This window comes from Streptomyces sp. NA02950, assembly GCF_013364155.1.
Taxonomy (GTDB): domain Bacteria; phylum Actinomycetota; class Actinomycetes; order Streptomycetales; family Streptomycetaceae; genus Streptomyces.
Genome location: NZ_CP054916.1, coordinates 5,770,817 through 5,796,763, shown reverse-complemented (window position 1 = coordinate 5,796,763; position 25,947 = coordinate 5,770,817). Strand labels below are relative to the sequence as shown.

At 71.4% G+C, this 25,947-nt stretch carries 20 protein-coding genes and 3 pseudogenes; 15 read left to right on the top strand and 8 right to left on the bottom strand.

Annotation, left to right across the window (positions count from 1 at the left end; all coding sequences use genetic code 11):
* Position 1: 1 nt before the first annotated feature.
* The 3 genes from HUT19_RS25295 to ftsE form a co-directional block, all read right to left on the bottom strand.
* Positions 2-1,204 carry a S41 family peptidase gene (locus HUT19_RS25295; RefSeq protein ID WP_176182654.1) on the bottom strand — a complete coding sequence of 401 codons (1,203 nt, stop codon included), beginning with the start codon at positions 1,202-1,204 and terminating at the stop codon, positions 2-4.
* A 68-nt stretch (positions 1,205-1,272) separates the two neighbouring features.
* Positions 1,273-2,184, bottom strand: coding sequence for a permease-like cell division protein FtsX (gene ftsX / locus HUT19_RS25290; protein WP_176182653.1), 912 nt, complete (start codon positions 2,182-2,184; stop codon positions 1,273-1,275).
* 9 nt (positions 2,185-2,193) lie between these two features.
* The gene (gene ftsE / locus HUT19_RS25285) at positions 2,194-2,883 is read right to left on the bottom strand and encodes a cell division ATP-binding protein FtsE (RefSeq protein ID WP_176182652.1); all 690 of its coding nucleotides are present in this window, start codon (positions 2,881-2,883) and stop codon (positions 2,194-2,196) included.
* A gap of 329 nt (positions 2,884-3,212) precedes the next feature.
* Here ftsE and HUT19_RS25280 point away from each other — a divergent pair, with 329 nt between their 5' ends.
* Positions 3,213-3,416, top strand: a complete 204-nt coding sequence (locus tag HUT19_RS25280) for a hypothetical protein (protein ID WP_176182651.1) — start codon at positions 3,213-3,215, stop codon at positions 3,414-3,416.
* 126 nt (positions 3,417-3,542) lie between these two features.
* Here HUT19_RS25280 and HUT19_RS25275 read toward each other — a convergent pair whose 3' ends face one another.
* From HUT19_RS25275 to HUT19_RS25260, 4 genes are all read right to left on the bottom strand, one after another.
* The gene (locus HUT19_RS25275; RefSeq protein ID WP_176182650.1) at positions 3,543-4,223 is read right to left on the bottom strand and encodes an LPXTG cell wall anchor domain-containing protein; all 681 of its coding nucleotides are present in this window, start codon (positions 4,221-4,223) and stop codon (positions 3,543-3,545) included.
* A 287-nt stretch (positions 4,224-4,510) separates the two neighbouring features.
* The gene (gene prfB / locus HUT19_RS25270; protein ID WP_176182649.1) at positions 4,511-5,617 is read right to left on the bottom strand and encodes a peptide chain release factor 2; all 1,107 of its coding nucleotides are present in this window, start codon (positions 5,615-5,617) and stop codon (positions 4,511-4,513) included.
* A gap of 40 nt (positions 5,618-5,657) precedes the next feature.
* Positions 5,658-6,974, bottom strand: a complete 1,317-nt coding sequence (locus HUT19_RS25265; RefSeq protein ID WP_176182648.1) for a serine/threonine-protein kinase — start codon at positions 6,972-6,974, stop codon at positions 5,658-5,660.
* Positions 6,975-7,218: 244 nt separating this feature from the next.
* The gene (locus HUT19_RS25260) at positions 7,219-8,871 is read right to left on the bottom strand and encodes a serine/threonine-protein kinase (protein ID WP_176182646.1); all 1,653 of its coding nucleotides are present in this window, start codon (positions 8,869-8,871) and stop codon (positions 7,219-7,221) included.
* A 601-nt stretch (positions 8,872-9,472) separates the two neighbouring features.
* Between HUT19_RS25260 and HUT19_RS25255 the strand changes: the two genes are divergently transcribed.
* From HUT19_RS25255 to HUT19_RS25240, 4 genes are all read left to right on the top strand, one after another.
* Complete coding sequence (locus HUT19_RS25255; RefSeq protein WP_176182645.1) at positions 9,473-13,831, top strand: FHA domain-containing protein; 4,359 nt, start codon at positions 9,473-9,475, stop codon at positions 13,829-13,831.
* A gap of 265 nt (positions 13,832-14,096) precedes the next feature.
* On the top strand, positions 14,097-15,455 hold the full coding sequence (locus HUT19_RS25250; protein WP_176182644.1) for an ABC transporter substrate-binding protein: 1,359 nt from the start codon (positions 14,097-14,099) through the stop codon (positions 15,453-15,455).
* A gap of 24 nt (positions 15,456-15,479) precedes the next feature.
* Positions 15,480-16,847 (top strand): carbohydrate ABC transporter permease, encoded by a 1,368-nt coding sequence (locus HUT19_RS25245; protein WP_176182643.1) that lies wholly within the window; start codon positions 15,480-15,482, stop codon positions 16,845-16,847.
* Positions 16,844-17,725, top strand: a complete 882-nt coding sequence (locus tag HUT19_RS25240) for a carbohydrate ABC transporter permease (RefSeq protein ID WP_176182642.1) — start codon at positions 16,844-16,846, stop codon at positions 17,723-17,725. The genes HUT19_RS25245 and HUT19_RS25240 overlap by 4 nt, the downstream gene beginning before the upstream one ends.
* A gap of 69 nt (positions 17,726-17,794) precedes the next feature.
* Here HUT19_RS25240 and HUT19_RS25235 read toward each other — a convergent pair whose 3' ends face one another.
* Positions 17,795-18,235 (bottom strand): ATP-binding protein, encoded by a 441-nt coding sequence (locus HUT19_RS25235; protein WP_254886221.1) that lies wholly within the window; start codon positions 18,233-18,235, stop codon positions 17,795-17,797.
* A gap of 183 nt (positions 18,236-18,418) precedes the next feature.
* Between HUT19_RS25235 and HUT19_RS25230 the strand changes: the two genes are divergently transcribed.
* The 10 genes and pseudogenes from HUT19_RS25230 (at position 18,419) to HUT19_RS25190 (ending at position 25,919) form a co-directional block, all read left to right on the top strand.
* On the top strand, positions 18,419-19,333 hold the full coding sequence (locus HUT19_RS25230; RefSeq protein ID WP_176187284.1) for a helix-turn-helix transcriptional regulator: 915 nt from the start codon (positions 18,419-18,421) through the stop codon (positions 19,331-19,333).
* Positions 19,290-19,424: a DUF397 domain-containing protein gene (locus HUT19_RS25225; protein ID WP_368661710.1), complete on the top strand. Its 135-nt coding sequence runs from the start codon at positions 19,290-19,292 to the stop codon at positions 19,422-19,424. The genes HUT19_RS25230 and HUT19_RS25225 overlap by 44 nt, the downstream gene beginning before the upstream one ends.
* Before the next feature lie 275 nt (positions 19,425-19,699).
* Positions 19,700-20,588: pseudogene (locus HUT19_RS25220) on the top strand (hypothetical protein).
* A 262-nt stretch (positions 20,589-20,850) separates the two neighbouring features.
* Complete coding sequence (locus HUT19_RS25215) at positions 20,851-21,114, top strand: hypothetical protein (RefSeq protein ID WP_176187282.1); 264 nt, start codon at positions 20,851-20,853, stop codon at positions 21,112-21,114.
* Positions 21,083-21,610, top strand: a complete 528-nt coding sequence (locus HUT19_RS25210) for a DUF6879 family protein (protein ID WP_176182640.1) — start codon at positions 21,083-21,085, stop codon at positions 21,608-21,610. The genes HUT19_RS25215 and HUT19_RS25210 overlap by 32 nt, the downstream gene beginning before the upstream one ends.
* Before the next feature lie 18 nt (positions 21,611-21,628).
* Positions 21,629-22,477: a helix-turn-helix transcriptional regulator gene (locus HUT19_RS25205; RefSeq protein ID WP_176182639.1), complete on the top strand. Its 849-nt coding sequence runs from the start codon at positions 21,629-21,631 to the stop codon at positions 22,475-22,477.
* A 131-nt stretch (positions 22,478-22,608) separates the two neighbouring features.
* Positions 22,609-22,869, top strand: a complete 261-nt coding sequence (tgmA, locus tag HUT19_RS25200; RefSeq protein ID WP_176182638.1) for a putative ATP-grasp-modified RiPP — start codon at positions 22,609-22,611, stop codon at positions 22,867-22,869.
* A pseudogene (locus tag HUT19_RS43220) lies at positions 22,869-23,221 on the top strand (ATP-grasp ribosomal peptide maturase); the annotation flags it as partial. The gene tgmA and the pseudogene HUT19_RS43220, both read left to right, overlap by 1 nt.
* 55 nt (positions 23,222-23,276) lie before the next feature.
* Positions 23,277-23,432 carry a hypothetical protein gene (locus tag HUT19_RS25195; RefSeq protein WP_176182637.1) on the top strand — a complete coding sequence of 52 codons (156 nt, stop codon included), beginning with the start codon at positions 23,277-23,279 and terminating at the stop codon, positions 23,430-23,432.
* 190 nt (positions 23,433-23,622) lie between these two features.
* Positions 23,623-25,919: pseudogene (locus HUT19_RS25190) on the top strand (CDP-glycerol glycerophosphotransferase family protein).
* Positions 25,920-25,947 lie beyond the last annotated feature (28 nt).

Here is a 25,947-nt window from a genome sequence, read left to right as displayed (position 1 = left end):
ACTAGGACCCGCCCCCGAGGCCACTCAATACCGTGCGCGCCCGGGCCTCGGCGCTGGGTCCGTCGTCGCCCTTGACCGCCAGGTCCGGGGAAATGCCCTCCCCGTCCACATTGCGGCCGGCCGGAGTGCGGTAGTGACCGACGGTGAGCTCGGCGACCGAGCCGTCGGGCAGCTCGCTGGGCATCTGCACCGAGCCCTTGCCGAAGGTCCGGGAGCCGACGACCACGGCGCGGCCGCGGTCCTGGAGGGCGCCGGTGAGCAGCTCGGCGGCGCTCATGGTGCCGCCGTCGACCAGGACCACCAGCGGGCTGTCGATGTCCCCGCCCGGTTCGGCGTCGAGAACGCGCTGCTCACCGCGGACGTCATAGGTGGCGACCAGACCGCCGTCGAGGAAGGAGGAGGCGGTGGTCACGGCCTCGGTGACCAGTCCGCCGGAGTTGCCGCGGAGGTCGAGCAGGATGCCCTCGCCCCGCGGGATGTGCCGTACGGCGCGCCGGACCTGGTCGCCCGAGCCCCGGGTGAAGGAGTCGACCTTGATCCGTACGGGGCCGGCGTCCGGGCCGCCGAGACGGTCCACGGTCACCGGTTCGGTGGCCAGCCGGGCCCGGTGCAGGGTCTCCCGGCGGCTGTGTCCGTCGCGCCGCAGTGCGAGGGTCACCGGGGTGCCTTCGGCCCGCTCACCATGGCCGCGCAGCCGGGCGACAACATCGGTGACGGGGCGCCCGGTGACCCGGACGCCGTCGACGGCCAGCAGCCGGTCACCGGCGCGGATCCCGGCCTCGCGGGCGGGGCTGCCGGGCTGGACCCGGTCCACCTCGATGCGGCCGTCGCGGCCCTGGCGGGCGGAGATCCCGGTGCCCACGTAGGCACCGTCGAGCTTCTGCCGGAATCCTTCGTACTCACGGGCGCTGTAGACGGCGCCCCACCGGTCCCCGCTGCGGCTCACCACCTCGCGGGCGGCCTGGGAGCCGGACTTGCCGTCCTGCTGGGCGGCGGCCGCGGCCGCCTTCACCTCGTCGCTCTCCACGGAGCCCACGACCGCGTGCGCCGGTATCCGGTCCGCCGCGGGGCCGTGTCCGTTCTCCGCCTCGGCGTCCCAGGAGCCGACGGCCGCGCCGGTGGCCAGCACACTCACGAAGATCAATGTCAGGGCGGCCCCGCGGCGAACGCGGCGGGGCTGGACGAACAAACACGGGCCCGACATGCCGGTGAGTGTAGGGCACCAACGGGCGCCGTACGGCGGCTTGTCCGCTACGGCGCCCTAGGCGAATGTCACACCTTGAGGTACTTGCGGAGCGCGAAGAAGGCCGCGAGAGCGGGCATCAGCAGCCCGATCGCCAACACCAGCGGCAACTTGGCGAGCACCGCGTCCCAGCCGATGAAGTTGATCACGTCGATCTTGTCCACCAGCCAGTTGTTGACCAGGAAGTACTGACCACCGACCAGCAGTACGCAGGCGAAGCCCGCGCCCAGGAGCCCCGCGATGGCGGCCTCCATGATGAACGGCATCTGGATATAGAAACTGGAGGCGCCCACGAGCCGCATGATCCCGGTCTCCCGGCGGCGGCTGAACGCCGACACCCGCACGGTATTGACGATCAGCATCAACGCGACCACCAGCATCAGTGTCATCACACCGAGCGCCGCGAAGTTCATGCCGTTGAGCAGGTTGAAGAGGTCGTCGACCAACGCCTTTTGGTCCTGGACCTCCTGCACCCCCGGGCGGGCCGCGAACGCGGTGGAGATCACGTCATAGCGCTCGGGGTCCTTCAGCTTGATGCGGTAGGACTCCTGCATCTGGTCCGGGGTCAGCGAGTCGGCGAGCGGCGAGTCCCCGAACTGCTCCTTGTAGTGCTTGTACGCCTCCTCACTGGTCTCGAAGTGCACCGACTCCACGATGTTCATCTGCTCGAGCTCGGAGTTGATCTCCTTCTTCTGGGCCTCGGTGACGGCCCCCTTGGCACAGTTGGCCGAGGTCTCCTTGTCGTTCTTGTTGCAGAGGAAGATCGAGACGTTGACCTTGTCGTACCAATAGCCCTTCATCGTGCTCACCTGCTCGCGCATGAGCAGGGACCCGCCGAACAGGGCGAGCGAGAGGGCGACGGAGACGATCACCGCGAAGGTCATCGTGAGATTGCGGCGGAGACCGACGCCGATCTCCGACAGGACGAACTGGGCGCGCATGGCGTCCTTTCAGTGCTGGTAGCCGTAGACGCCGCGGGACTGGTCCCGGACGAGACGGCCCTTCTCAAGTTCGATCACGCGCTTGCGCATCTGGTCCACGATCTGCTGGTCGTGCGTGGCCATGACGACGGTGGTGCCGGTCCGGTTGATCCGGTCCAGCAGCTTCATGATCCCGACGGAGGTCTGCGGGTCCAGGTTGCCGGTCGGCTCGTCGGCGATCAGCAGCATCGGACGGTTGACGAACGCGCGCGCGATGGCCACGCGCTGCTGCTCACCGCCGGAGAGCTCGCCGGGCATCCGGTCGTCCTTGCCCCCCAGACCCACCAGGTCGAGCACCTCCGGCACGGTCTTGCGGATGGCGGCACGCGGCTTGCCGATCACCTCGAGCGCGAAGGCCACGTTCTCGCCGACCGTCTTGTTGGGGAGCAGCCGGAAATCCTGGAAGACCGTCCCCAGCTGGCGGCGCATATGCGGCACCTTCCAGTTGGACAGCCGCGCGAGATCCTTGCCCAGCACATGGACCGCGCCATGGCTGGCCCGCTCCTCTCGGAGGAGGAGTCGCAGAAAGGTGGACTTTCCCGACCCCGAGGAGCCCACCAGGAAGACGAACTCGCCCTTCTCGATCTCGAGCGAGACGTCCCGGAGTGCGGGACGGGTCTGCTTGGGGTAGGTCTTGGATACGTTGTCGAATCGGATCACTGAAGCACCACGGTCGACCTGGGTAGGGGTACGGGCAGCAGCCTGGGCGGCTCCCGTCGGTGAGCGTGACCATACGCGAACCGTGTGCGGGCGCGCAGCGCCGATCCGCCTTGATGCGTTTATTCACGGCACTATTGGGGGCAAACGGTTGACAAACTGACCGCTGAGCCATCCGATGTGGCCACGGAAACCGGTACGGATACGGCATGGAATCGTGCGGGGCGCGCCGAACCGGGCGGAAGCTGGCACAGTGGAAGGGGAACCAACAGATTTCCCTGAGCGTTGGCCCCGTGTCTACTGCGGCACCGCCGCGCGGGAGGAGAAAGCGCATGACGTACGACAGGCTCGTCTGCGCCAACTGCGCGAGCCCCGTCAGCGAGGGCCGCTGCCCGGTCTGCCGGGCGAGCAGGGAGCGCCTCCAGCAGCAGGACGGCCTTTTCGGCGGACTGACGCCGGCCGCCCTGATAGCGCTGCTGGTGGCGCTGATCGCGGTGGCCCTGCTCGCTCATGAGATGGCCGGCGCCACGGCGTGACGTCCGGTCGCCGACCGCGCACCAGACATACGGCGACATACCGAGGGGCCCGGAGCTCTGCAGCGCTCCGGGCCCCTCGTCGTGCCCAGCCCGTAGTGATCAGGCCATCGTGGCTACGTTCTGTGATCAGGCCACGTTGTTGCGGTTGACCAGACGCGGCACAAAGCGGAAGCCGATACCGCCCGCGATCATCGTCGCGGCACCGAGCAGCAGGAACGTGGTCTCACCCGCGCCGGTCTCGGCCAGCTGCTCCTTGGCCTTGCCCTGCTCGACCGGCTTGGAGCCGACGTTGTCGGTGCCGGTGTTGTCGTCGCAGTTGGTGCTGTCGAGATCCACCGTGCAGGTGTTGGAGTCGTCGCCGCCGTCGTGGCTCCCGCCGCCACCGCCCGGGGCGGGCGAGCTGGGCCCATCGGTGGGCTCATCGGTCGGCGGGTCGGTGGGCTCGCTCGTGGGCGGGTCCGTGGGCTCGCCGGTCGGCGGGTCGGTGGGCTCGTCCGTGGGCGGGTCCGTCGGCTCGCCGGTCGGCGGGTCCGTCGGGTCGGTCGGCGGGTCCGTCGGGATGTCGGTCGGGTCGTCGGTCGGCGGGTCCGTGGGGATCCCGGTCGGGTCGTCGGTCGGGTCGGGCTTGCCGACTCCGACACCGACGTCCACACCCTTGTCGTCGGCGTTGACCGAGGCTTCGACGCCCCCGATGCCGACGTCCACACCCACGGCCGATGCGGCGCCGGCGGCGGTGAGCGACGCACCGGCGGCGATCACCGCGCCGGCGGCTATGCGCGCAATCCGCAGCCGCGTCTTCTTCGTCATCTGCCTGCTACCCCCAGTAGCTGTACTCGTCGTTGGAGCAGCTATGCACGGGGCCACGGCCGCCGGGGTGTCATATTCCGCGGTCACCGCCGCGAGTGGCGGTCCGCAGGTCCCCGTTCACACGCGCCCCAGACATACGCATGCCGCGCGTCAGCCTTCCCCGTTCTGAAATCACCGTCAAGGTCATTCCGCACGAGATGTCCGCTATGCATTTCCTTGAGTGATGCATGGGTACAGGACTGTGACCAAAAAGGCCATGGGCGCGGTCACTTGGGGACCGTTCGGTGTTACTTCTCCTGCTGCTTGCGCCAGCGGATCCCGGCCTCCAGGAAGCCGTCCAGCTCACCGTCGAGCACCGCCTGCGGATTGCCGACCTCGAACTCGGTCCGCAGGTCCTTGACCATCTGGTACGGGTGCAGGACGTAGGAACGCATCTGGTTGCCCCAGGAGTTGCCGCCGTCGCCCTTGAGCGCGTCCATCTTGGCCTGCTCCTCCTGGCGGCGCCGCTCGAGCAGCTTCGCCTGGAGGACGTTCATCGCGGTGGCCTTGTTCTGGATCTGCGAGCGCTCGTTCTGGCAGGAGACCACGATGCCGGTGGGGATATGGGTCAACCGCACCGCGGAGTCGGTGGTGTTGACCCCCTGGCCGCCGGGGCCGGAGGAGCGGTAGACATCGACCCGCAGCTCGGACTCGTCGATCTCGATGTGGTCGGTCTGCTCGACCACCGGCAGCACCTCGACACCCGCGAACGACGTCTGGCGACGGCCCTGGTTGTCGAACGGCGAGATCCGCACCAGCCGGTGGGTGCCCTGCTCGACCGAGAGGGTGCCGTAGGCGTACGGGGTCTGGACGGCGAAGGTGGTCGACTTGATACCGGCCTCCTCCGCGTACGAGGTCTCGTAGACCTCGGTCTTGTAGCCGTGGCGCTCGGCCCAGCGCAGATACATCCGCTGGAGCTGCTCGGCGAAGTCGGCGGCGTCGACACCGCCCGCCTCGGCGCGGATGTTGACGACCGCCTCCCGGGCGTCGTACTCGCCGGACAGGAGGGTGCGCACCTCCATCTCGTCGACGGCCTTGCGCACCGCGTCCAGCTCGGTCTCGGCCTCGGCGCGGGCGTCATCGTCGCCCTCGTCCGCGGCGAGCTCGAAGAGCACCTCGAGATCGTCGATACGGCCGCGCAGCTCCTCGGTCCGGCGCAGCTGCCCCTGGAGATAGGAGAGCTTGCTGGTGATCTTCTGCGCGTTCTCCGGGTCGTCCCACAGGGACGGGGCCGCCGCCTGCTCCTCGAGCACGGCGATGTCGGCCCTCATCTTCTCGAGGTCCAGGACGGCCTCGATCGACCCCATGGTCGAGGAGAGGGACTTCAGCTCTTCGGATACATCGACGACTGCCACGGCACCAGCGTAACCGCTACGGAAGACTGACCGGCCCGGGTCAGGGAGTCCCGGCGTCCTGGGAGCTGGAGTGCTCCCCTCCCTTGGGCGGATCGCCCCCGTCGTCGCCGCCGGTGGCCAGCCATCCGCCGACCGCGATCACGATCAGCGCCGCCACCGAGACCACCGCGGCCTTCACCCGGCGGCGGCGCACCGCCTCCGAGGGACGGTTGCGGGCCGAGCCCGCCCGGCGCTGGCCGTGCATCCGGGGGGCGCGGGCGGTGCCGTGGGCGCCGCCCGCGAGCTCGTCGGCGCTGGGCACCCGCATGCTGGTGTGGGTGTCCCGGCTGGAGTCGGGTACGGCGCCGGGGACCAGCGGCACCGCGCCGCGCCGGCGGGGCGGCTGCCCGGCGGCCGGGGCCCGGTGGACGGGTTCCTCGTAACCGCCCTCGCGCTCCTCCTCCGCCTGCTCATCGGGCTCGTCGATGTCCAGCGGCGGATATCCGGCCAGGCTCGGCAGCAGCTCGCGCAGCCGCGTCGCCAGCTCGGAGGCGCGCAGCCGGGAGGCGGGCGCCTTGGCCAGGCACTGGAGCAGCAGCTGCCACAGCTCGTCGGGGACCCCGGGCAGCGGCGCCACGGTCTCGGTCACATGGCGGCGCAGGATCGCGCCGGGGTGGCCGCCGCCGAACGGGGTGAACCCGGCCAGCAGCTCGTACAGCACGGTGGCCAGGGCGTACACATCGACGCTCGCGCGCGGCGGCAGCCCCTCGATGATCTCGGGGGCCAGATAGTCCGGGGTGCCGATGACGCTGCGCGGGTTCGGCGAGCGGCCCTGGCCCTGCTGCTGGCCGCGGGCGGGCTGCCGGTCGCGGATCCGGCTGGGGGCGTCGACCAGGCGCGCGATACCGAAGTCGGTGAGCAGGGCCGGATGCGAGCCGCCCGGGCCCAGCGGGCCCTGCATGTCCAGCAGCACGTTCTCCGGCTTGACGTCGCGGTGCACCACCCCGGCGGCGTGCGCCGCGGCCAGCGCGTCGGCCACGTCCGCGGCGATGGCGACCGCCGCCTCCGGGGCGAGCCGCCGCTCGCGGTCCAGCCGGGTGCGCAGATCCGTACCGCGGATCAGGTCCATGACGAGCGCCAGGTCGTTGCCGTCGACCACCAGGTCGCGCACCCCGACCACCCGCGGGTGGTCGAGGCCGAGCAGCGCGGTGCGCTCCTGTACGAAACGGCCGACCAGCTCCTGGTCGGAGGAGAGGTCCTCGCGCAGGAGCTTGATGGCGACGGGGCCCTCGGGCCCCTCGCCCAGCCACACCGTGCCGGCGCTGCCGCGTCCCAGGACCTGATGCGCGGTGTACCGGCTGCCGATCTTCCGTGACAAGACAGCTCCGAATCCTCCGACAGGGGGCACGTTGGCGACAAAGCTACGCGGCTACTGGCGCGTTGGGTGCGCCAGACCACGCCAACTGTCACTTCTGCGGCGGAAAACACCCTTCGGATGTCGACAAATCACCGAAGCGGCGGTAGGGGAGCGGAAACGGGGACGGTTCCGGACGGCCCGTCAGCCGGTCAGCCCGTCAGCCCGTCAGCCGGTCGGCCCGTCAGTGGGACAACTCCCCAGCCCGTCACGGTCCGTCCAGCTTGGAGATCCACTTCTTGACGTCGGAGACCCCGTCGCTGATGGCGTCCCAGTAGCCCTTGCCCTCGGCGACCCAGTCCTTGAGCGGGGTCAGCTCCCAGACCAGCCAGGAGCCCACCACCAGGACCACGATCACGAACAGACAGCCCTTGAGGCACCCCAGGCCCGGGATCTTCATCCGGTTGGGGTTGGAGCCGCGCTGCCGGGGCTGGCGCGGTTCGGGCTGCTGCGGCGGCGGGGCGTAGCGCTGCGGCTGCGGCTGCTGCGGGTGGTGCGGCGCCGGGGCGTAGTTCTGGGGCTGCTGGTACGGCGGCGGCTGCTGGCGGCGCTGCTGATGCCGCGGCGGCTGCTGGGGCTGCTGGGGCTGCTGGTACGGCTGTTGAGGTGCCGGGCGGCGCTGGGGGCGGCGGCGCAGCGGGTCCTCGCTCGGATCGAGGTACTGGACCTGCGTCTGATCGTTGCGGTCGCGGGCCGCGCGGAGCTGGTTCTGCCAGGGGTGATCGTCCCCGCCCGGTGCGCCGGGCGGCATGGGCGGCATCGCGCGCGTCGGGTCGGCGTCCCCGGAACCGGTGGGCGACATCACCTGGGTGGGGTCGGCGTCCGGTCCGGTGGTGGGCAGCACATTGGTGGCCGCGGCCGGGTCGTACGAGGGCGCGTTGGTCGGCAGCGCCTGGGTGGGGTCGGCCGAGCCGGCGGGTGCGGTGTCCGGCACCGGCGCGGGCGCCGGATCCGGTGCGAGCAGACCGGCGACGCCGAGCGCCGCCTCCGCCTGCGCGGCCGAGGCGTGCACCCCGATACCCGACGCGACCACACGCAGGCCGCGGGCCAGGCTCTCGGCGCTGGGGCGCTCATCGGGGTTCTTGCGCAGACAGCGCTCTATCACCGTCCACAGCGGTTCGGGCACGGTGGTGGGGCGGCGCGGCTCCTCGCTCAGATGCCGGTGCAGCACCTCCAGGGCCGTGTTGCCCGCGAACGGCGGACGGCCGGTCACCAACTCGTACAGCAGGATGCCCGCGCCGTAGATGTCGACGGCGGAGGTCTGCGGACGGCCCTCGGCGGACTCCGGCGCCACATAGGCCGGGGTGCCGACGAACTCCTGGGTGCGGGTGAGACCGGGCGAGTCCGCCAGGCGCGCGATGCCGAAGTCGGTCAGCATCGGGTGCATCTCCTGGCCCTCACCGGTGCCCGCGAGCAGCACGTTGGCGGGCTTGAGGTCCCGGTGCACCACGCCGTCGGCGTGGCTGGCGGCGAGCGCGTCGGCGATCTGGGCGGTGAGGAGGGCCGCGGCGACGGGGGTGAACGGGCCGTTGCGGCGCAGGTAGTGGTGGAGGTCGGGACCGTCGATCAGATCCATGACCAGGGCGAGCAGATCGCCCTCCACCACCAGGTCGCGGGTGCGCACGATATTGGGGTGGGTGAGCCGGAGCAGCACGGATCGCTCGCGGAGAAAGCGCATGACGATCTCCGCGTCGTTCGCGAGCTCCTCCTTGAGGACCTTGATCGCGACGGTCTCGCCGGGCTGCCCGGCCACGGCGGCCTCGGCCCCCGCCGTCTCCCGCTGGCGGGCTCGCCAGACGGTGCCCGTGGCTCCGCGTCCGAGCGGCTCCTCGAGCAGGTACTTGCTGCCTACCGGCCGCACGTCATGCGCTCCCTGATCGTGGTCTTCATCGCTTGCGTCGTTACATCGCCTGCGTCGTACATCGCTTGCGTCGTACGCGGCACGATGTGTCGCACCGCTTGTACTGCTCAGTGGTACTCGTCCGCCCCACTGTAATGGGGACGCGTGAGCGTCCGTACTGATCACCACACGAGTGGAGTGGACGGGAGTCGTCTCCCCCGTACCCCTCCTGTTCTCTCCTGTCACCTCCTCGTCCCCTGGGGACACCTCACTCGCGGGGCACCTCGCGGGGCTCGGGGGGAAGACGCGCGATCCGGACAGTTGGTTGCCACGGGCGGTACGTCTTGTACCGCGGCCCGTCTCGACCACGGCCGATCCGGTCGCAATCAACCACTTTCGGCCGACCAGCCGACCAATCAAGATCATGTAATGCCGGGCGGCGGGCGAAGTGTCAGCGGCAGGTGCGAGGATGCACGCAGCACGGAAGCGCCGAGCGGCGGGGGGCTCACGCTCCGTGACCCGTACGACCCCGTACGGACCTGTACGTGCCGAAGGGCCTGGGGGCGGAGGTGGGGCTTGGCACCCCTGCCCGGCCCCCCGGACAGAAGGGACCGTTGACGGTATGCAGATTCGGCTGACCGTCCTCGGGCCGCGCAGCGCCCACCCGGGCCGTTCCGGCCATCCGACCGCCGCGCACGCGCCGGTGTGCGCCGTGGACGTGCTGGTGACCGCCCCGGTCGGCACGGCCCTCGCCTCGGTGGCGAGCGGTCTGGCCACGGCGGTGGCCGCGGCCGGGAGCGAGGCGGGCGCGGGCGGGGGTGGTGCGGGCGGCGGGACTGTCGTGCTGTACGCCGGGACCGAGCGGCTGGACCCGCAGCGCTGCGCGCTCGGCGAGCCGCCACTGGTGGACGGCGCGGTGCTCTCCCTGCACGCCCCGGCCGACCCCGACCGCTCCCCGGCGTACGCGGGCTCCCCCGGGCTGCCCGAGGCGGCCGTCGCCGAGGCCGCGGTCCATCTGGACGTGGTCGCCGGACCCGACGCGGGCGGGGTCCATCTGCTCCACGGCGGCCAGGTCCGCGTCGGCCGCTCCGCTGACGCGGACGTCCCGCTCGACGACCCCGACGTCTCCCGGCTGCACTGCGCGGTGACGGTCGCCGAGGACGGCCGGGTGACCGTCGCCGACCTCGGCTCGACCAACGGCACGGCGGCCGACGGCGCCCCCGTCGGCACCCATCCGGTGCCGCTGACGCCGGGGGCGCTGCTGCGCATCGGGGAGTCCGCGCTGCGGCTGCGGACGCCCGGCGCGGCCCCCTCGGCCCCGCCCCGGCTCCCCGCCCACCCGGACGGCGAGGGCCATCTGCGGATCGCGCCGCGGCCGGACACCGGGGCGCTCGGCCACGCGGAGGGACCCTGGACCGGCGTTCCGTACGGCGGCGCCACCCACTCCGCCGAGGGCTCATGGACGCCCCCCACTCGCCACCCCGGCATGGGGTGGGTCCCGGTCACGGACGGTGACGGCGGCGGGCGCGGCGGAGAGCATGACGTCCGCCACACCACCCATGAACCGGGCCCCCCCGCCCGACGTGACGAACGCCACGCGCACCCCGGCGAGCCGGGGTGGGGCTCCGGTGCCCCCGCGGGCGGCTCCGGCCGATCGGCCGACGGCCCCTCACCCGGTGCCCACCGGGGGCACGGCAGCGCGACATATGACGGCCCCACAGCGCGCGACGGCGCGTCGTACGGCGCCTCCCACGGCAGCGCGTCGTACGACGAAACCGGCTCGCGCCCCGGCCGCGACGGGCGGTCGGAAGCCGAGGCGGGCCGCGCGGGCGGGTCCGGGTCCGGCCGGGAGGGCGGGGGTTCCCGGCCGGCCGGCGGCCGGCTGGACGGGACGCATGCGCATCCGCGCGCGTACACCTTCGACGTTCCCGGGGCGCAGCCCCGGCGGCGCGGAATAGGAGCCTGGGTACGGCAGTTCGCCGCCGGGAAGGGTGAGCGGGCCGAAGAGCGTGACGACGGTGACGCGCGCGGCGCGGCGGAGCGGGCGGCGGCCGAGGCGGAAGCGCTGCAGCTGCGGTGGCCGGATCCCGCCGCCGTGCTGATGACCGCGCTCGGCCCCGGACCGCGGCTGTGGGAGCGCGGCCCGGACCATCCGGACGCGCTCACCGTGCGGCTCGGCTCGGCCGACCGGCTGACGGCCGAGGGCGGGCTGCTGCCCGCCGCCCCCGTCACCATCCCGCTGCGGCAGGCCGGTTCGCTGGGCCTGGCCGGGCCGCGCGCCCGGCTGGCCGGGCTCGCCCGGTCGGTGGTGGCGCAGCTCGCGGCGCTGCACTCGCCCTCCGCGCTGGAGATCGTCCTGATCAGTACGGACCGCGCCCGTACCGTCGAGCAGCGGCTCGCCGAGTGGTCATGGCTGGGCTGGCTGCCGCAGGTGCGCCCGCTGCGCGGGCAGGACTGCCGGTTGCTGCTGGCCTACGACACCGAGCAGGCGGCGGCGCGCGCGGCCGAGTTGGCGCGGCGGCTGGAGGACGGGCCGCTCGGCCCGTCGTGGGCCACCGCTCCCCCCGCCGCCGTGGCCTCGGCCGCGGCCCGCCACTCCGGGCCGTACACGGTGGTGCTCGTGGACGGCGACCCCGGACCGGCCTCGCTGCGCGAGACGCTCGCGAACCTGGCCACCGGTGGCCAGGCCGCCGGAATCCATCTGGTGTGTCTGGCCGAGGCCCCGGCCGCCTCGCCGGCGTCCCCGCTGCCGCGGAGCTACGAGACCGCGCGCTCGACGTCCACGGCCTTCGCGGCCTGCGGAGTGGCCGCGCTGCTGAGCGGTGATGTGGCCACGGGACTGCAGATCGTGCACCGCGACGACATCCACCAGCCCATCGGCGGCGACCCGTTCGGCACCCGCGGGCCGACGGGCTCGGCCGGGTCCACCACGGCCGTGACCGTGGACGCGGTATCGGGGGCGTGGGCCGAGCGGTTCGCGCGGGCGCTCGCTCCACTGCGCCTGGCCGCCTCCGCACAGGGCGGTACGGACGGTCCCGGGCGACTGCCGACCACCCCGCTGCCGGACAAGGCCCGGCTGCTGGACGAGTTGGGGCTCGCCCGGGCCACGCCCGCGTCGCTGCTGGCGCGCTGGGCCGCGGCGGCCGACGAGGTCCCGGCGGGCGGCCGGGCGCAGGCGGTGCTCGGCGCCGGGCCGCACGGCCCGCTGGCGGTCGATCTGGCCGCCGACGGCCCGCATCTGGCGGTCGACGGCGCGGCGGGCACCGGCAAGACGGAACTGCTGCGGTCGCTGGCCGCCTCGCTCGCGGCCGCCGAGCGGCCTGACCGGCTGGAGCTGGTGCTGGTCGACGGCGCGGGCGCCGGGTCCGGGGGCGGTGGAGGCACCGGGGGCGGCGGCGAGGGGCTGCGGGTGTGCACGGACCTGCCGCACGTCTCGACGTATCTGGCGGCGTCCGACCCGGTGCGGATGCGGGAGTTCGCGCAGGCGCTCAGCTCGGAGCTCAAGCGCCGCGCCGAACTGCTGGGCCCCCAGGACTTCACCACCTGGCACACCGACCGCCCCGGGGGCCCCGACGGCCTGGCGGAAGGCGGCGGTCCGGGGGCGGGCGGCACGCAGCCCACAGGCCGATCGGTCTCCGGCGGCCCGGTCATCGGCGCGCAGGCCACCGGCAGTGGCTCCACTGGCCGGTCCGCCACGGGTGCGCACACTCCGGGCAGGCCCGCGACCGGCGGTACGGAATCGGGTGGGCGCACCACCGGTGCGCAGCCCATAGGTGGCCAGCCCAGCGGCCGGTCGGACTCCGGCGGCCACACCACCGGCCAATCCGCAACCGGCCGGCCGAACACCCAGCGCCCGGCCACCGGCGGCCACACCACCGGCGGGTCGAACACCGGCGGCCACACCACCGGCAGGCCCGCGGTCGGCGGCACCGAATCCGACGGGCGCAACCCCGGCCACCCGAACACCGAGCGCCCGGCCACCGGCGGTCGCGCCACCGGCGGCCACACCACCGGCACGGAATCCGGCGGACGCACCACCGGCCAGCCGAACACCGAGAACCAAGCGACCGGCGGTCACGCCACCGGCGGGCCCGGCCCCGGCGGTCACGCCACCCACCGGTCCGGCACCGACCCGCACACCCCCGCCCGCTCGGCCACCGGTGGTCCGGGCCGGGGCGGGGGCTCCGGCTCGTACGCGGCCTCCGGCGACCGGGGGGCCCGGGTGGTGGCGCCCCGCGCGCCCGGGGATGTCGATCCGCCGTCCGGCGACACCTCGCGCACCCTCAATCTGCGCGCCCAGCGCGAGCAGTACGGACCGCACGGGCAGCGGCAGGCGGCCCCCGGCGCCCTCGCCGGGTATCGCCCGCTGCCGCGGCTCGTCGTGCTCGTCGACGACTACGACGCGCTGGTCGCCCCCGCGCTCGGCAGCCCCGGGCGACCGGCCGCCGGGTCGGTGGTCCGGGCGTTGGAGGCCGTCGCACGGGACGGGGCCCGGCTCGGGGTGCATCTGGTGGCGGCCTCGGGGCGGCCGGAGCGTACGGCGGAGACGGCGGTGGTCGAGCGCGCCGGGCTGCGGGTCTCCCTGGAGTCCCTGCCCCTCGCCCTGGACGCCGCGGAACCACCCGACGCGTCCGGCACCCCCTCCGGCCCCACCGCCCCAGCAACACCCACCGTGACGACAGCCGCCTCCGCCACCGCCGCCTCGCCGGGCGAGCACACCCCCGGCCGGGGCCGGCTGTTCGGCCCCGGGGGCGGGCTGGCGACCCCGTTCCAGGCGGGGCGGGTGACCGGACGGATACCGCGGACCGCGACCCAGCGGCCCACCGTGGTGCCGCTCGAATGGGAGCGGATGGGTGATCCGCCGACCCGGCGGCCGCTGCGCGAACTGGGCAACGGACCAACGGACTTGGCGCTGCTGGCCAGTGCGCTCCAACGCGCCGCCCAGTCGGCGGACGCGTCCACCGCGCCCGCGCTGATCTGACCGTTCCCGACCCGTTCCCGACCGTTCCCGACCGGCTTTCCGCTCCTGACCGGCTTTCCGAGTCGATCTTCCCATCCTCCCCTCTGACCCCCCTGCCCCGTTCCCTCCCGACTCCTGTCTGACTATTCATCACATCGTGGTCACGATCGATGAGTTGACGCGAGTTGACGCCGAAAGCGGTATTGCGACGTTCGGTTACGGGGCGTAGGACTGACGCACGGGACACGGCCGCACGGGGGCGGTCGGCATCGGAGGGAACACGGGGATGCACGAATCGCTTCGGACGAAGCGTTTGACACGGGCCGCGGTGGCCCTGCTGTCGGTGGGAGCGCTCACACTCACCGCCGCGGGCTGCGGCGGCGACGACGGGGACACGGCAGGCGGCAGTCCGCCGCCGGTCACGGTGAAGCTGCCCAGCCTGAAGGGCCAGAAGCTCCAGGTCACCGCGGTGTGGACGGGTACCGAACAGGAGAATTTCACCAAGGTTCTGAAGGAGTTCGAGAAGCGCACCGGGGCCAAGGTGTCCTTCGTGCCCAGCGGCGACGACATGTCGGCCTTCGTCGGCTCGAAGGTCGCCGGTGGCGCACCGCCCGATGTGGCGATGGTCGGACAGGTCGGGGTGCTCCGCGAGTTCGCGAAGAAGGGCTGGGCCAAGCCGGTCGACGCGGCCACCGAGGCGCAGCTGAAGAAGAACTTCGCGAAGGGCTGGCGCGATCTGGGCGCCTGGAAGGGCACCCAGTACGGGGTGTACTTCAAGGCCAGCAACAAGTCCCTGGTCTGGTACAACACCTCGGCGTTCGACTACGCGGGCGCGAAGGAGCCGAAGACCTGGAAGGACTTCCTCGCACAGGCCCAGCTGGTGTCCGACTCCGGCACCGACGCGATCTCCGTCGGCGGTCAGGACGGCTGGACGCTCACCGACTGGTTCGAGAACGTCTATCTCTCCCAGGCGGGTCCGGAGAAGTACGACCAGCTCGCCCAGCACAAGATCAAGTGGACCGATCCGTCCGTCACCGAGGCGCTGACCACGCTGGCCGAGCTGTGGGGCACCAAGGGGCTGCTCGCGGGCGGCAGGGACGGCGCGCTGCACACCGCGTTCCCGGACTCGGTCACCAAGACCTTCGGCAACGCCGCCGAGCCGGACGCGGGCATGGTCTTCGAAGGCGACTTCGTCGCGGCCAACGTGGCCGACGCGGGTGCGGAGCTCGACGGCGACGCCAAGGTGTTCCCGTTCCCCGCGGTGGGCGAGAAGCCTCCGGTGGTCACCGGTGGCGACGCGGCCGTGGCGCTGAAGCGGAGCAAGGCGTCGCAGGCGCTGCTGACCTTTCTGGCCTCGCCCGACGCGGCCCATATCTGGGCGAGTTCCGGCGGCTTCATCTCGGCGAACAAGTCCCTCGACCTCAGCGCCTACCCCAACGCGCCACTGCGCGACATCGCCAAGGCGCTGGTCTCGGCGGGCAACGACTTCCGGTTCGACATGTCCGACCAGGCTCCGGCCTCCTTCGGCGGAAAGCCGGCCCAGGGCGAGTGGAAAGCGCTCCAGGACTTCCTCAAGAACCCGAGGAACGTCAAAGGCATCCAGCGCCAGCTGGAGGCCGACGCGGCCAAGGCGTACCAGAACTGACGACCCGACCGGGAGATCCACATCATGTCGACCGCGACAGCGGACGGCGCGGCCACGCCTGGCCGGGCACCGTCCGTACCACCGGCTGAAGCCGGGAAAAGGAAGAAGAGCGTCCTGGGCACCCGGCCGTGGCTGGCCGCGGTGTTCCTGCTGCCCGCGCTGGCCCTGCTCGGCGCGCTCGTCGTCTATCCGATCGGCTACTCCGTCTACCGCAGCTTCTTCGACGCGAGCGGCAACGGCTTCGTCGGCCTGGACAACTACCAGGAGATGTTCTCCGACGACGCGACCAAGACGGCGATCAAGAACAACGTCATCTGGCTCATCTTGGCCCCCACCGTCTCCACCGCCCTCGGCCTGATCTTCGCCGTGCTCACCGAACGGGTGCGCTGGGCCACCGCCTTCAAGCTGATCGTCTTCATGCCGATGGCGATCTCGATGCTGGCGGCGGGCATCATCTTCCGGCTGGTCTACGAGCAGGACCCGGACAAGGGCGTGGCCAATGCCATGTGGGTGAGCGTGCACGACTCGTTCACCGAGTCGCCGCCGTTCCCCGGCGCCCACCCCCGTCCGGACGCCGGGCTGACCGAGTCCTCCGGCGGGGCGTACACCACCGGGGCGACCGCGAAGCTCGGCTCCCCGGCCTCGATTCCGCTGGTGGCCGCCAAACGGGACGACATCAGTGGCGCCCAGCCGGCCAAGGCGGCCGAGCCCGAGGCCCGGAAGGTCACCGGCACGGTCTGGTTCGACTTCACCCGGGGCGGCCGGGGTGAGCAGGGCGTCATCGACAAGGGCGAGAAGGCGATGGCCGACCTCAGGATCGAGGCGGTCAAGGACGGCAAGGTGGTGGCGAAGACGACCACCGCTGCGGACGGGACGTACTCCCTTCCGGCCAAGGCCGAGGGGGCCCGACTGCGGCTGCCCGCCTGGAACTTCTCCGAGCCGTACAACGGGGTGGACTGGCTGGGCCCGTCCTTCGTCACCCCGGCCATCATCGGTTCCTACGTCTGGATCTGGGCGGGCTTCGCGATGGTGCTGATCGCGGCGGGTCTCGCCGGGGTGCCGCGTGAGCTGATGGAGGCCGCGCGGATGGACGGTGCGAGCGAATGGCAGGTGTTCCGGCGGGTCACGGTGCCGCTGCTGGCACCGGTGCTCTCGGTCGTGGTCGTCACGCTGATGATCAACGTGATGAAGATCTTCGACCTGGTCTACATCATCGCCCCGGGTCCCTCGCAGGACGACGCCAACGTACTGGCGCTCCAGCTGTTCCAGTCGTCCTTCGGAACCGATGTCAACCAGGGCCTCGGCAGTGCCATCGCGGTGCTTCTGCTGCTGCTGGTACTCCCCGTCATGATCATCAACATCCGCCGCATCCGAAGGGAGAGCCGCCGATGACCAGCGCGGACACGGTCGTAAGTGCGAAGCAGCCCCTCATCGCGCGGATCGCGGCGCGGGCCGGTGGCGGGGTGATGCGGGTCGCCCTGGTGCTGATCGGCCTGTTCTGGCTGATGCCCACCGCGGGACTGCTGCTGTCCTCCCTGCGGGATCCGGCGGACGTGGACATCTCCGGATGGTGGAAGGTCTTCTCCGATCCCGGGCAGCTCACCTTCTCCGGCTACGACAAGCTGCTGAGCAATCAGCAGATCACCGATTCGCTGTGGACCACCCTGGCGATCACCGTTCCCGCCACGCTGCTGGTGGTGGTGATCGGGGCGCTGGCGGGCTATGCCTTCGCCTGGATGGACTTCCCCGGCCGCGACTGGTGGTTCCTGCTGGTGGTCGGCCTGCTGGTGGTTCCGGTGCAGGTCGCCCTGATCCCGGTCGCCAAGCTCTTCGGCGAGGTCGGCATCTTCCAGACCACCACGGGTGTGGTGCTCTTCCACACCGCCTTCGGCCTCCCGTTCGCCATCTTCCTGCTGCGCAACTTCTTCGCGGAGATCCCCCGGGAGCTGCTGGAGGCGGCGCGGCTGGACGGCGCCGGTGAGCTGCGGCTGTTCCTGCGGGTCGTGATGCCGCTGGGCGGCCCGGCCATCGCCTCGCTCGGCATCTTCCAGTTCCTGTGGGTGTGGAACGACATGCTGGTGGCGCTGATCTTCGCGGACAGCGGCAACCCGCCGATCACGGTGGCGCTCCAGCAGCAGGTGCGGCAGTTCGGCAACAACATCGACATCCTCGGCCCCGGCGCCTTTGTGTCGATGGTGATCCCGCTCGCGGTGTTCTTCGCCTTCCAGCGGCAGTTCGTGGCCGGTGTGATGGCGGGCGCGGTGAAGTAGCCCATCACCTCAGCCACGGCAGCGGTCCGGCGCCCCTCACAGGGGGCACCGGGCCGCCCCTTTTCCGGATCACGTCACCGCGCACTCCGCCCACACGGTCTTACCGACCGGGCTACGAGGGGTCGCGCCCCAGCGGGTGGCCAGCAGCTCCACGATGAGCAGGCCACGGCCCGACTCGTCATCGGCCGTCACCGTCGGCGGAATGACCGGGAGGCGGTCTTCGCGGGCGTCCGAGACCTCGATCCGGAGCGTCCGCGTCGAGGGTTCGCAGACGATGCGGAGACGGAAATCCCGTCCGGGTAAGCGGCCGTGGCGCACGGCGTTGGAGGTCAGCTCCGCCACCAGCAGGGCCACCGTGCAGGATGCGTCCGACGCGGGCGGGTAGCCCCACTCCTCCATACGCCGCACGGCGAGCCGTCGAGCGAGGCACGCTCCGCGCCGCGTGGCGGGGAACTGCGCGGTGAGTTCCCGGAGTTCGGGCTCGGGCTCCGGCGCCGTGGTCGTCTTCAGCACGGTGTTGTCCACTTCCGTCCGATCGCTCTTCCGTACGATTCGCACCGTGTGCGCATCGTGACGTTCCGTGCCCAAGAATCGTGTCGCGGGCCTACGCTCGAAAGGCCATGACGCCTTACCTTTCAGGCCGTAAGGAACGGAAGTGATGTTATGGCCAGAGAAGTTGATCCCCACTCGTCGATGGCGGCGCTGTTCGGGTCGCGGGTCCGCAGACTCCGGACGGCCGCCGGTCTGACCCAGGCCGAGCTGGGCGCGAGGGCGCATGTGGTCAGCACCCGGATCACGCAGATCGAGCGGGCGTCCGGGGCGAAGCCGACGTTTGAGCTGGCGCAGACGCTCGACAGCGTCCTCGGGGCGGACAGCCTGCTCATCGACATGTGGCCGTACGTCTACCGGGAGGCGTTCCCGGACTGGTCGCGGGCCTTCATGGCCCACGCGGAGCGAGCGGTGTCCATCAGACAGTACGCGGCGCACGTCGTGCCCGGCCTGTTGCAGACCGAGGACTACGCGCGGGTAGTACTGAGCCTCGACCCCCAGCTCAGCGGCGAGCAGCAGTTGGAGGAGCGCGTCAGCGCTCGTCTCGGACGGCAGGAACGGCTCCGTTCACCGGACCGACCCGAGCTATGGGTCGTCCTGGACGAGGCGGTGTTACGGCGCCCGATCGGTAGCCACACCGTGATGCGGTCCCAGTTGGGCCGGTTGCTGGAGGCGGCCGCCGAACCGCACATCACCGTGCAGGTGCTGCCGTTCGATCAGGGCGGGCATGGGGCGATGGGCGGGTCCCTCACCGTGCTGACGCTGCCGGACGACGACGAAGTCGCCTACGAAGAGGCTGCTGACTTCGGTCAACTCGTCGAGGAACCAGCGGATGTGAAGCGCTACGCGGTGACCTACGATCGGCTGCGGGCGGCGTCTCTGCCCCCGCTCATGTCGCTCGACATGATCCGATCCGCGATGGAGGGCAACTACCGTGGAGCGAGTGTCCCGTCCCGATCTGAACGGCGCCGCGTGGCGCAAGAGCAGCTACAGCAATCAGGCGGGTGGCGACTGCGTGGAGGTGGCCGACGGCATGCCCGGCGTCGTCCCCGTCCGTGACAGCAAGTACCCCGATGGGATGGTGCTGGTCTTCGCGGCGGCGTCCTGGGCAACTTTCATCGGCGAGTTGAAGACCGGCCACCATCCCTGAGTCGGCCGGGAACCGCTCGGTGTCGCCGTTCCGGGCCCGCCGGATCCCCGTACGCGGGGGCCCGGCGGGCCACGAACTCCCCCTGAGAAACGGGATAAAGAACTCCCGCCCACCCGCCCTTCCCCCAGGTCACCCGTATGGGTGACCGGCTTGCGGGCCACGCACACCGGTCGTTACGTTCACCGCAACACAACAACCGCAAACAGACGACGGCCCCCGGCCGGGACTGGCATCCCGATCGAGGGCCTGACCGATCAGGAAGAGACGACTTCCCGATGGCTGAGCCGCAGTCTAACGCGCGCCTGCGCGCCGACGCCGGAGCTCCGACCTCCGGCGTGATCCACGTCCGCACCCGCCTCACCGCCGACTTTCACCGTGATCGCCAACGCCCTCGCACAGCGGCGCGGAAGCGCGGTCACGATCGGCGTCGCGGCGTACATCTCCTCACTCCCCGACGGTGCGCCCGTGAGCATCGCCGCATTGTGCGAGCACTTCACCGAGGGCGAGATACTGATCTCGCGCGCTTTACGGGAGTTGGAGTCCGCCGGCTACCTGGAGCGACGGCGGGAACGCGGCCCCGGGGGCATCATCCGTACCCGGACCTACTTCTACGACGTACCGGGCGGTGGCGCGCCCACCCCGCCGCGTCCCCGCACACCCCGTCCAAGCCCGGTGCGGGAAGCACCCGCCGCGCGCACGGCACCGCAGGGCTCCGAGCCGGAAGCCGCAGCCGAGACCGGCGACCCCGCTCCCTCACTCGCCCAGGCCGACGAGCGGGCTGTCACCATCCTGGCCTCACTGCGCATCGCCGACCCCCGGCTCATCCTGTCCCGCCGGGACATCGCCCAACTCGCACCCGCCGTTGCCCAATGGCTCTCCGCCGGGGTGGGACCCGCGCAGATCACCCATGCGCTCACCGCAGGACTCCCCGGCCGCCTGCTGACCCGCCCAGCCCGCATCCTCGCCTACCGCCTCAGCGAGCCTCCGCTCCCCGTACCCGCCGTCCCCGTCGCCCCGCCCAGTGCACCACCCGCCCTCCCCTTGCGGACCTGCGACGGGTGCGACCGGGTCTTCCGCTCTGCGAAGGGCGGGCGCTGCCGCGACTGCCGAGCGGCATACGAGGCGCCCACGGCCTCCGGTCAGGCCCTGCGCACGGCCTGCTGAGCGGATCGCACTCCGCTGGGGGCACGATCGTGCGACCACATCAGCGCATCGAACCAACGCTGTGAGAACTCGGCGCCGACCGCGAGCTGCCGACGATCCCCGAAGCCGCCGGGTGCAGAACGAGTACTTCGTTCGATGGACTGCCACGTCGCCTGATCAGGCCAATGGGAGGCGAAGACCGCCGCCCGCCCCTGACGCAGATCAAGCTCCCGGGGAGCGTCGCGTGCAAGAACGCGCAACCGGCTTGTTAGGGGAGGGCACCGTGGATCTAGTCTTCGTAGGGATCGACCCGGAGACCACCGGTGGGGGCTCGCCAACCGTGTGGGTCAGTGACGACGCCGATCTGATTCTTCAGGGCGAGGAAGCCGACGCGCTGCTGAAGGCCCGGATCGGCAAGACCGAGTGGGTGCCCGGCCACGACACGGGTATCCCGGGGCACGAGACCGTAAATCGCATTCCGGCCCGCATGGTGCCGATTCTGAGGGAGGCGTGTGATGTCGCAGAACGGCGTGCCGGACTTCGCTGAGCTGCTCAAGTCCGCACGGCACACCGCCGTACACCTGGAGATGCGCGACATCTACAGCGTCGGTGACGAGACCGAGACCTTCGAACGATTCTTGCGGACGGGCGAAGCCGATCTCGACCCCGACTCGGCACTCTGGCAGGGCTGGACGCCGCTGGTACGTGAGGCTGTGGGGCGGGGAGTGGTCATACGTCGCGCCCGGATCGTCTCCGAGCCGGTAACCGACTACATCCGGTACGAGCACGCCCTGACACCGGTCAACATCGCTGTCGGGGAGCAGGTTCGTTGGCTCCCGCGCCCTCAGGCGTCGGAGATCGCCCTGCCCGGCAACGACCTCTGGCTGACCGATGACCGTCTGGCCCTCTTCCACTTCTTCGCCGGAGACGGCGACTGGGCCGGGCATGAGTACAGCGACGATCCCGCCGTGGTAAGACTCTGTGCCTCGGCGTTCGAAGCCGTGTGGGAGCGCGGTGTCGATCACGAGAAGTTCACCGTCTGATCTCGCTCGTACGGCCTCATGCCCTCGTCCCCGTCCTCCAGTGCTCAGGCCGCCCGTGACGCACTCGCCGTACGCCTGACGCACCTACGCAAAGATGCCGGCCTCTCCGGGAAGGAGCTTTCCGCCCGGTGCGGCTGGCATCCCGCGAAGACAACCCGGATCCAGAAGGGTGAGGCAGCACCCGCCGACGCGGACATTCGCGCGTGGTGCGCGGCCTGCGGAGCCGATGACCAGACGGAGGACCTGATCGCCACCGCGCGGGCGGTCGACTCCATGTACATGGAATGGCGCCGTCTGCACCGCAACGGCATGCGCAAGGTCCAAGAGGACTTCTCCGCACTGCACGAGAACGCCACAGTCTGCCGGGTGTACGCCTCCAATGGCGTCCCCGGCTTCTTCCAGACCCCCGGCTACGCCACGGCGCTGATGCGAAGGATCACCGACTTCCAGGGGACACCCGACGATGTCGCCGACGCGGTCGCCGCCCGGATAGCACGAAGCCGCTTCCTGTATGAGGGCGATCACCGTTTCGTGGTGCTGCTGGAGGAGTGGGTGTTGCGGTCACGGATCGGCGACGCCGAGGTGATGGCCGACCAGCTCGCCCACCTTCTCTCCGTGATGCCGCTGGCCAGCGTTTCGCTGGGCGTGATCCCTCTCATCGCGCCGCGCGCCATCTGGCCGCTGGAGGCGTTCTACTTGTTCGACGACCGGCACGTGGTGGTCGAGACGTTGACCGCCGAGATCAACATCAGGCAACCCCGGGAGATCGCCGACTACGCCATGGCGTCTCGGGAGTTGGGCCGGATGGCGGTTTACGGTTCCGGAGCGCGGCACTTGATCGAAGCCGCGATCACCGCCTTTGGGTGAACTTGCGCAATTGCTCGCAACTTCGTTGCTTAGAGGTCGCTTTCATCGGCACGGTTGTCACACCGCCCGAGCGCACTCACTGGTACGGGATCCCTCCATCAGTTCACTCGAATCGACTCCGAGGAGCTTTCGTGACCACTCGCGATACGCAGTTCACCCCGGCCCGTCCTTGGGGCGTCGGCCGACTCGCGCCGTATCCGACCACCGTTCGCCGCCCGCACGCCACGGTCACCATCGACCCCGGGACGCAGACCGGCGTGTACCGCGACCGTCTCGGCCAGTTGGTCGAGATGGGCAAGCACGGCACCAGTTCCGGCACCGAGACCTCCACGGCCACGAATCCCGACTCCGCGCCCGACCAGGGCCTCGACCAGGACAGCCAGCAGGACTGATGGACTCGACCGAGAAGGGGCCGGTCCTGGTGGCCACCGAGGCGGACGACATCACTGCCGACATGGTGATCACCGAACCCAACCTGCGCAGTGTGCCGGTGGTGAGGTTCAATCCCGCCGACATCGGTGCGGACCTGACGGTCTCGGCCCGGTTCGGTACCTGCCCGGCCCCAGCGGGCAGGTCCGTACCCCGTCGAGAACCACCGACCTGGCCCGATTACGGGCGGTGTACTGGCGCCGCCCCATCTGGCCTGCCTTCCAGCACCTGGACGACGACGCGCGCTTCGCGGCCGCGCAGGTCCGCTACGGGCTCGGGGGCACCCTCTACGCCCTCCACGGTCCGCTGTGGGTCCTTCGCCGAATTCACCTCTCACGGCGAAGACTGGGCCGTCCGGCAGGGCGGCCCCGTGGCCCTGTGGGACGCCATCGAGCAGTCGCTCACCGCATGGCAGAACGCTGGGAGCCCCGACATCACCGCCGTACAGCTCCACATCACCGCCGAGGCCCACACCTACTGGGTCGGCGACAACCCGGCACTGCGCTGGCAGCATCCCTTGCGGTAGGTGCGGGACACCCGTACGCGGCACATGCGCCGGTCCGACGCCCCGGATCCACCGCTGAGCGGCGACCGACGGCGTTGGGCCGAACGAGGGGCTTTTCGGGGCGCCCCGCAACGTCATCGCCTCATCCGATAGGCGTTCAGAAGATGGTGTGAGGAACACATTCACGCCGCGTCGACCGATGGGATGCCCCGTGCCCCGGTTCAGCGTCATCGTGCCCGCATACCAGGTGCAGGCCTACCTGCACGACTGTCTGCGCTCCATCCTGGACCAGGACTTCGCGGACCTCGAGCTGATCGCGGTCGACGACCACTCCCCCGACGCGTGCGGGGCCATCATCGACGAGGCCGCGGCCCGCGACCGCCGGGTGCGTCCGGTGCACCTCGGCGAGAACGCCGGTCTCGGCCGCGCCCGCAACGCCGGGATCCGCCGGGCCACCGGCGACTACCTGATCTTCCTCGACGGCGATGACACCCTCGCCCCCGGCGCCCTGCGCGCCATCGCCGACCGGCTGGCCCGTACCGGCGATCCCCAGGTGCTGGTCTACGACTACACCCGGGTGGACTGGACCGGCCGGGCCGCCCGGAGCGTCCGCGCCGAGCTGCTGCGCCAGACCGACCCCCAGGTCTTCACGCTGGACCAGCGGCCCGAGCTGCTGCGGCTGCCGATGGTGGCGTGCAACAAGGCGTACCGCCGGGACTTCGTCCGTGCCGAGTGCTTCGCGTTCCCGTCCGGCTTCTACGAGGACACGTCCTGGACCTTCCCGGTCCTGCTGTCCGCGGAGTCCATCGCCGTACTGGACCGGGTGTGCGTGCGCTCCCGGCAGCGGCGGAGCGGCGGGATCCTGCGCACCGCCGGCCGCCGCCACCTCGATGTGTTCGACCAGTACGACCGGGTGTTCCGGTTCCTGGACGGACGGCCCGAACTGGCCCACTGGCGTCCGGCGCTGTTCCAGCGGATGGTGGAGCACCTGGCGGCGGTCTTCACCGCTCCGGGGCGGCTTCCGGCCGCGGCCCGCGCCGAGTTCTTCCGGCGGGCGGGCGCGCACCACCGTCGCTACCGGCCCGGCGACGCCACCACCCCGCCCGGCCGCGCCGGGTGGCGCTGTCTGCTGCTGCGGCTGGGCGCCCGGCGGGCGTTCCAGTTCCTGCGCGGCGCCGACCGGATCCGGCAGCGCGCCGTGGCGCTGGCCCCGGGGGCGTACGCACGGCTGCGCGCCGCCGCGCTGTGGCTGCACTACCAGGTGCAGCTGCGCCGCCCCGTCGACGCCCGGCTCGCGGTGTTCGCCGCGTACTGGCACCGGGGTTACGCCTGCAACCCGGCGGCGATCGAGGCGAAGGTGCGCGAGCTGGCGCCGACGGTGCGCACCGCCTGGATCACCACCCCCGAGTACGCGCACACCCTGCCGCCCGGGGTGCGCCGGATCCAGCCCGGCTCGCTCGCGTACTGGACGGCGCTGGCGCGGGCCCGGTTCCTGGTCAACAACGTCAACTTCACCCCGCGGCTGCGCAAACGGCCCGGCCAGATCCATCTCCAGACTCATCACGGCACCCCGCTCAAGCACATGGGTCTTGACCTGCTGGACCGTCCGGCCGCCGCGCGCGGCATGGACGTTGGCGAGCTGCTGGAGCGGGTGGACCGCTGGGACTTCAGCCTCTCGGCCAACCGCCACACCACCCTGACCTGGGAGCGGGTCTACCCCTCCGGTTACACCACCCTCGCCTACGGCTCCCCGCGCAACGACGTCTTCCAGCGCGCCACCGCCGACGACGTGGCCCGGCTGCGGGAGCGGCTCGGCATCCCGGCCGACAGCACCACCGTGCTGTACGCGCCCACCCACCGTGACTACCAGCGCGGCTTCGTACCGCGTCTGGACCTGGAGCGGGTGGCCCGCGCGCTGGGCCCCGGCTTCATCTTCCTGGTCCGGCCGCACTACTTCTACCGCCAGGGTCCCCGTCCGCGCGGCACCGGGCGGGTCATTGACGTCTCGGCGCACACCAGCGTCGAGGAGCTGTGTCTGGCCGCCGACGCGCTGATCACCGACTACTCGTCGATCATGTTCGACTACGCCAACCTCGACCGCCCGATCGTCATCCACGCCGACGACTGGGACACCTACCGCGCCACCCGCGGCACCTACTTCGACATCACCGCCTATCCGCCCGGTCCGGTCTCCCGCTCCGAGGACGAGCTGATCTCCCTGTTCACCACGGACGCCTGGTACGGCGCGCGGGCCTCCGCGCTGCGCGCCGCCTTCCGGGACCGCTTCTGCCCGTACGACGACGGACGGGCGGCCGAACGCGTGGTGCGCCGGGTGTTCCTGGGGCAGCCCGCCGAACTCCTGCCGCCCGTGGTGCCGCTGGCAGCCGCCCCGCCCCGGCCGCCCGGGGCTCCACCACGTTGGTCGCCGGACCGTCCCCTGCGGACGTCTCCCCGGCGGGTGCGTCCGCGGCGGCCGCCGTACCGCCCCACCGGAGTCGCCCCCACTAGCACCGCACCCCAGGCCGCCCGACCCAGG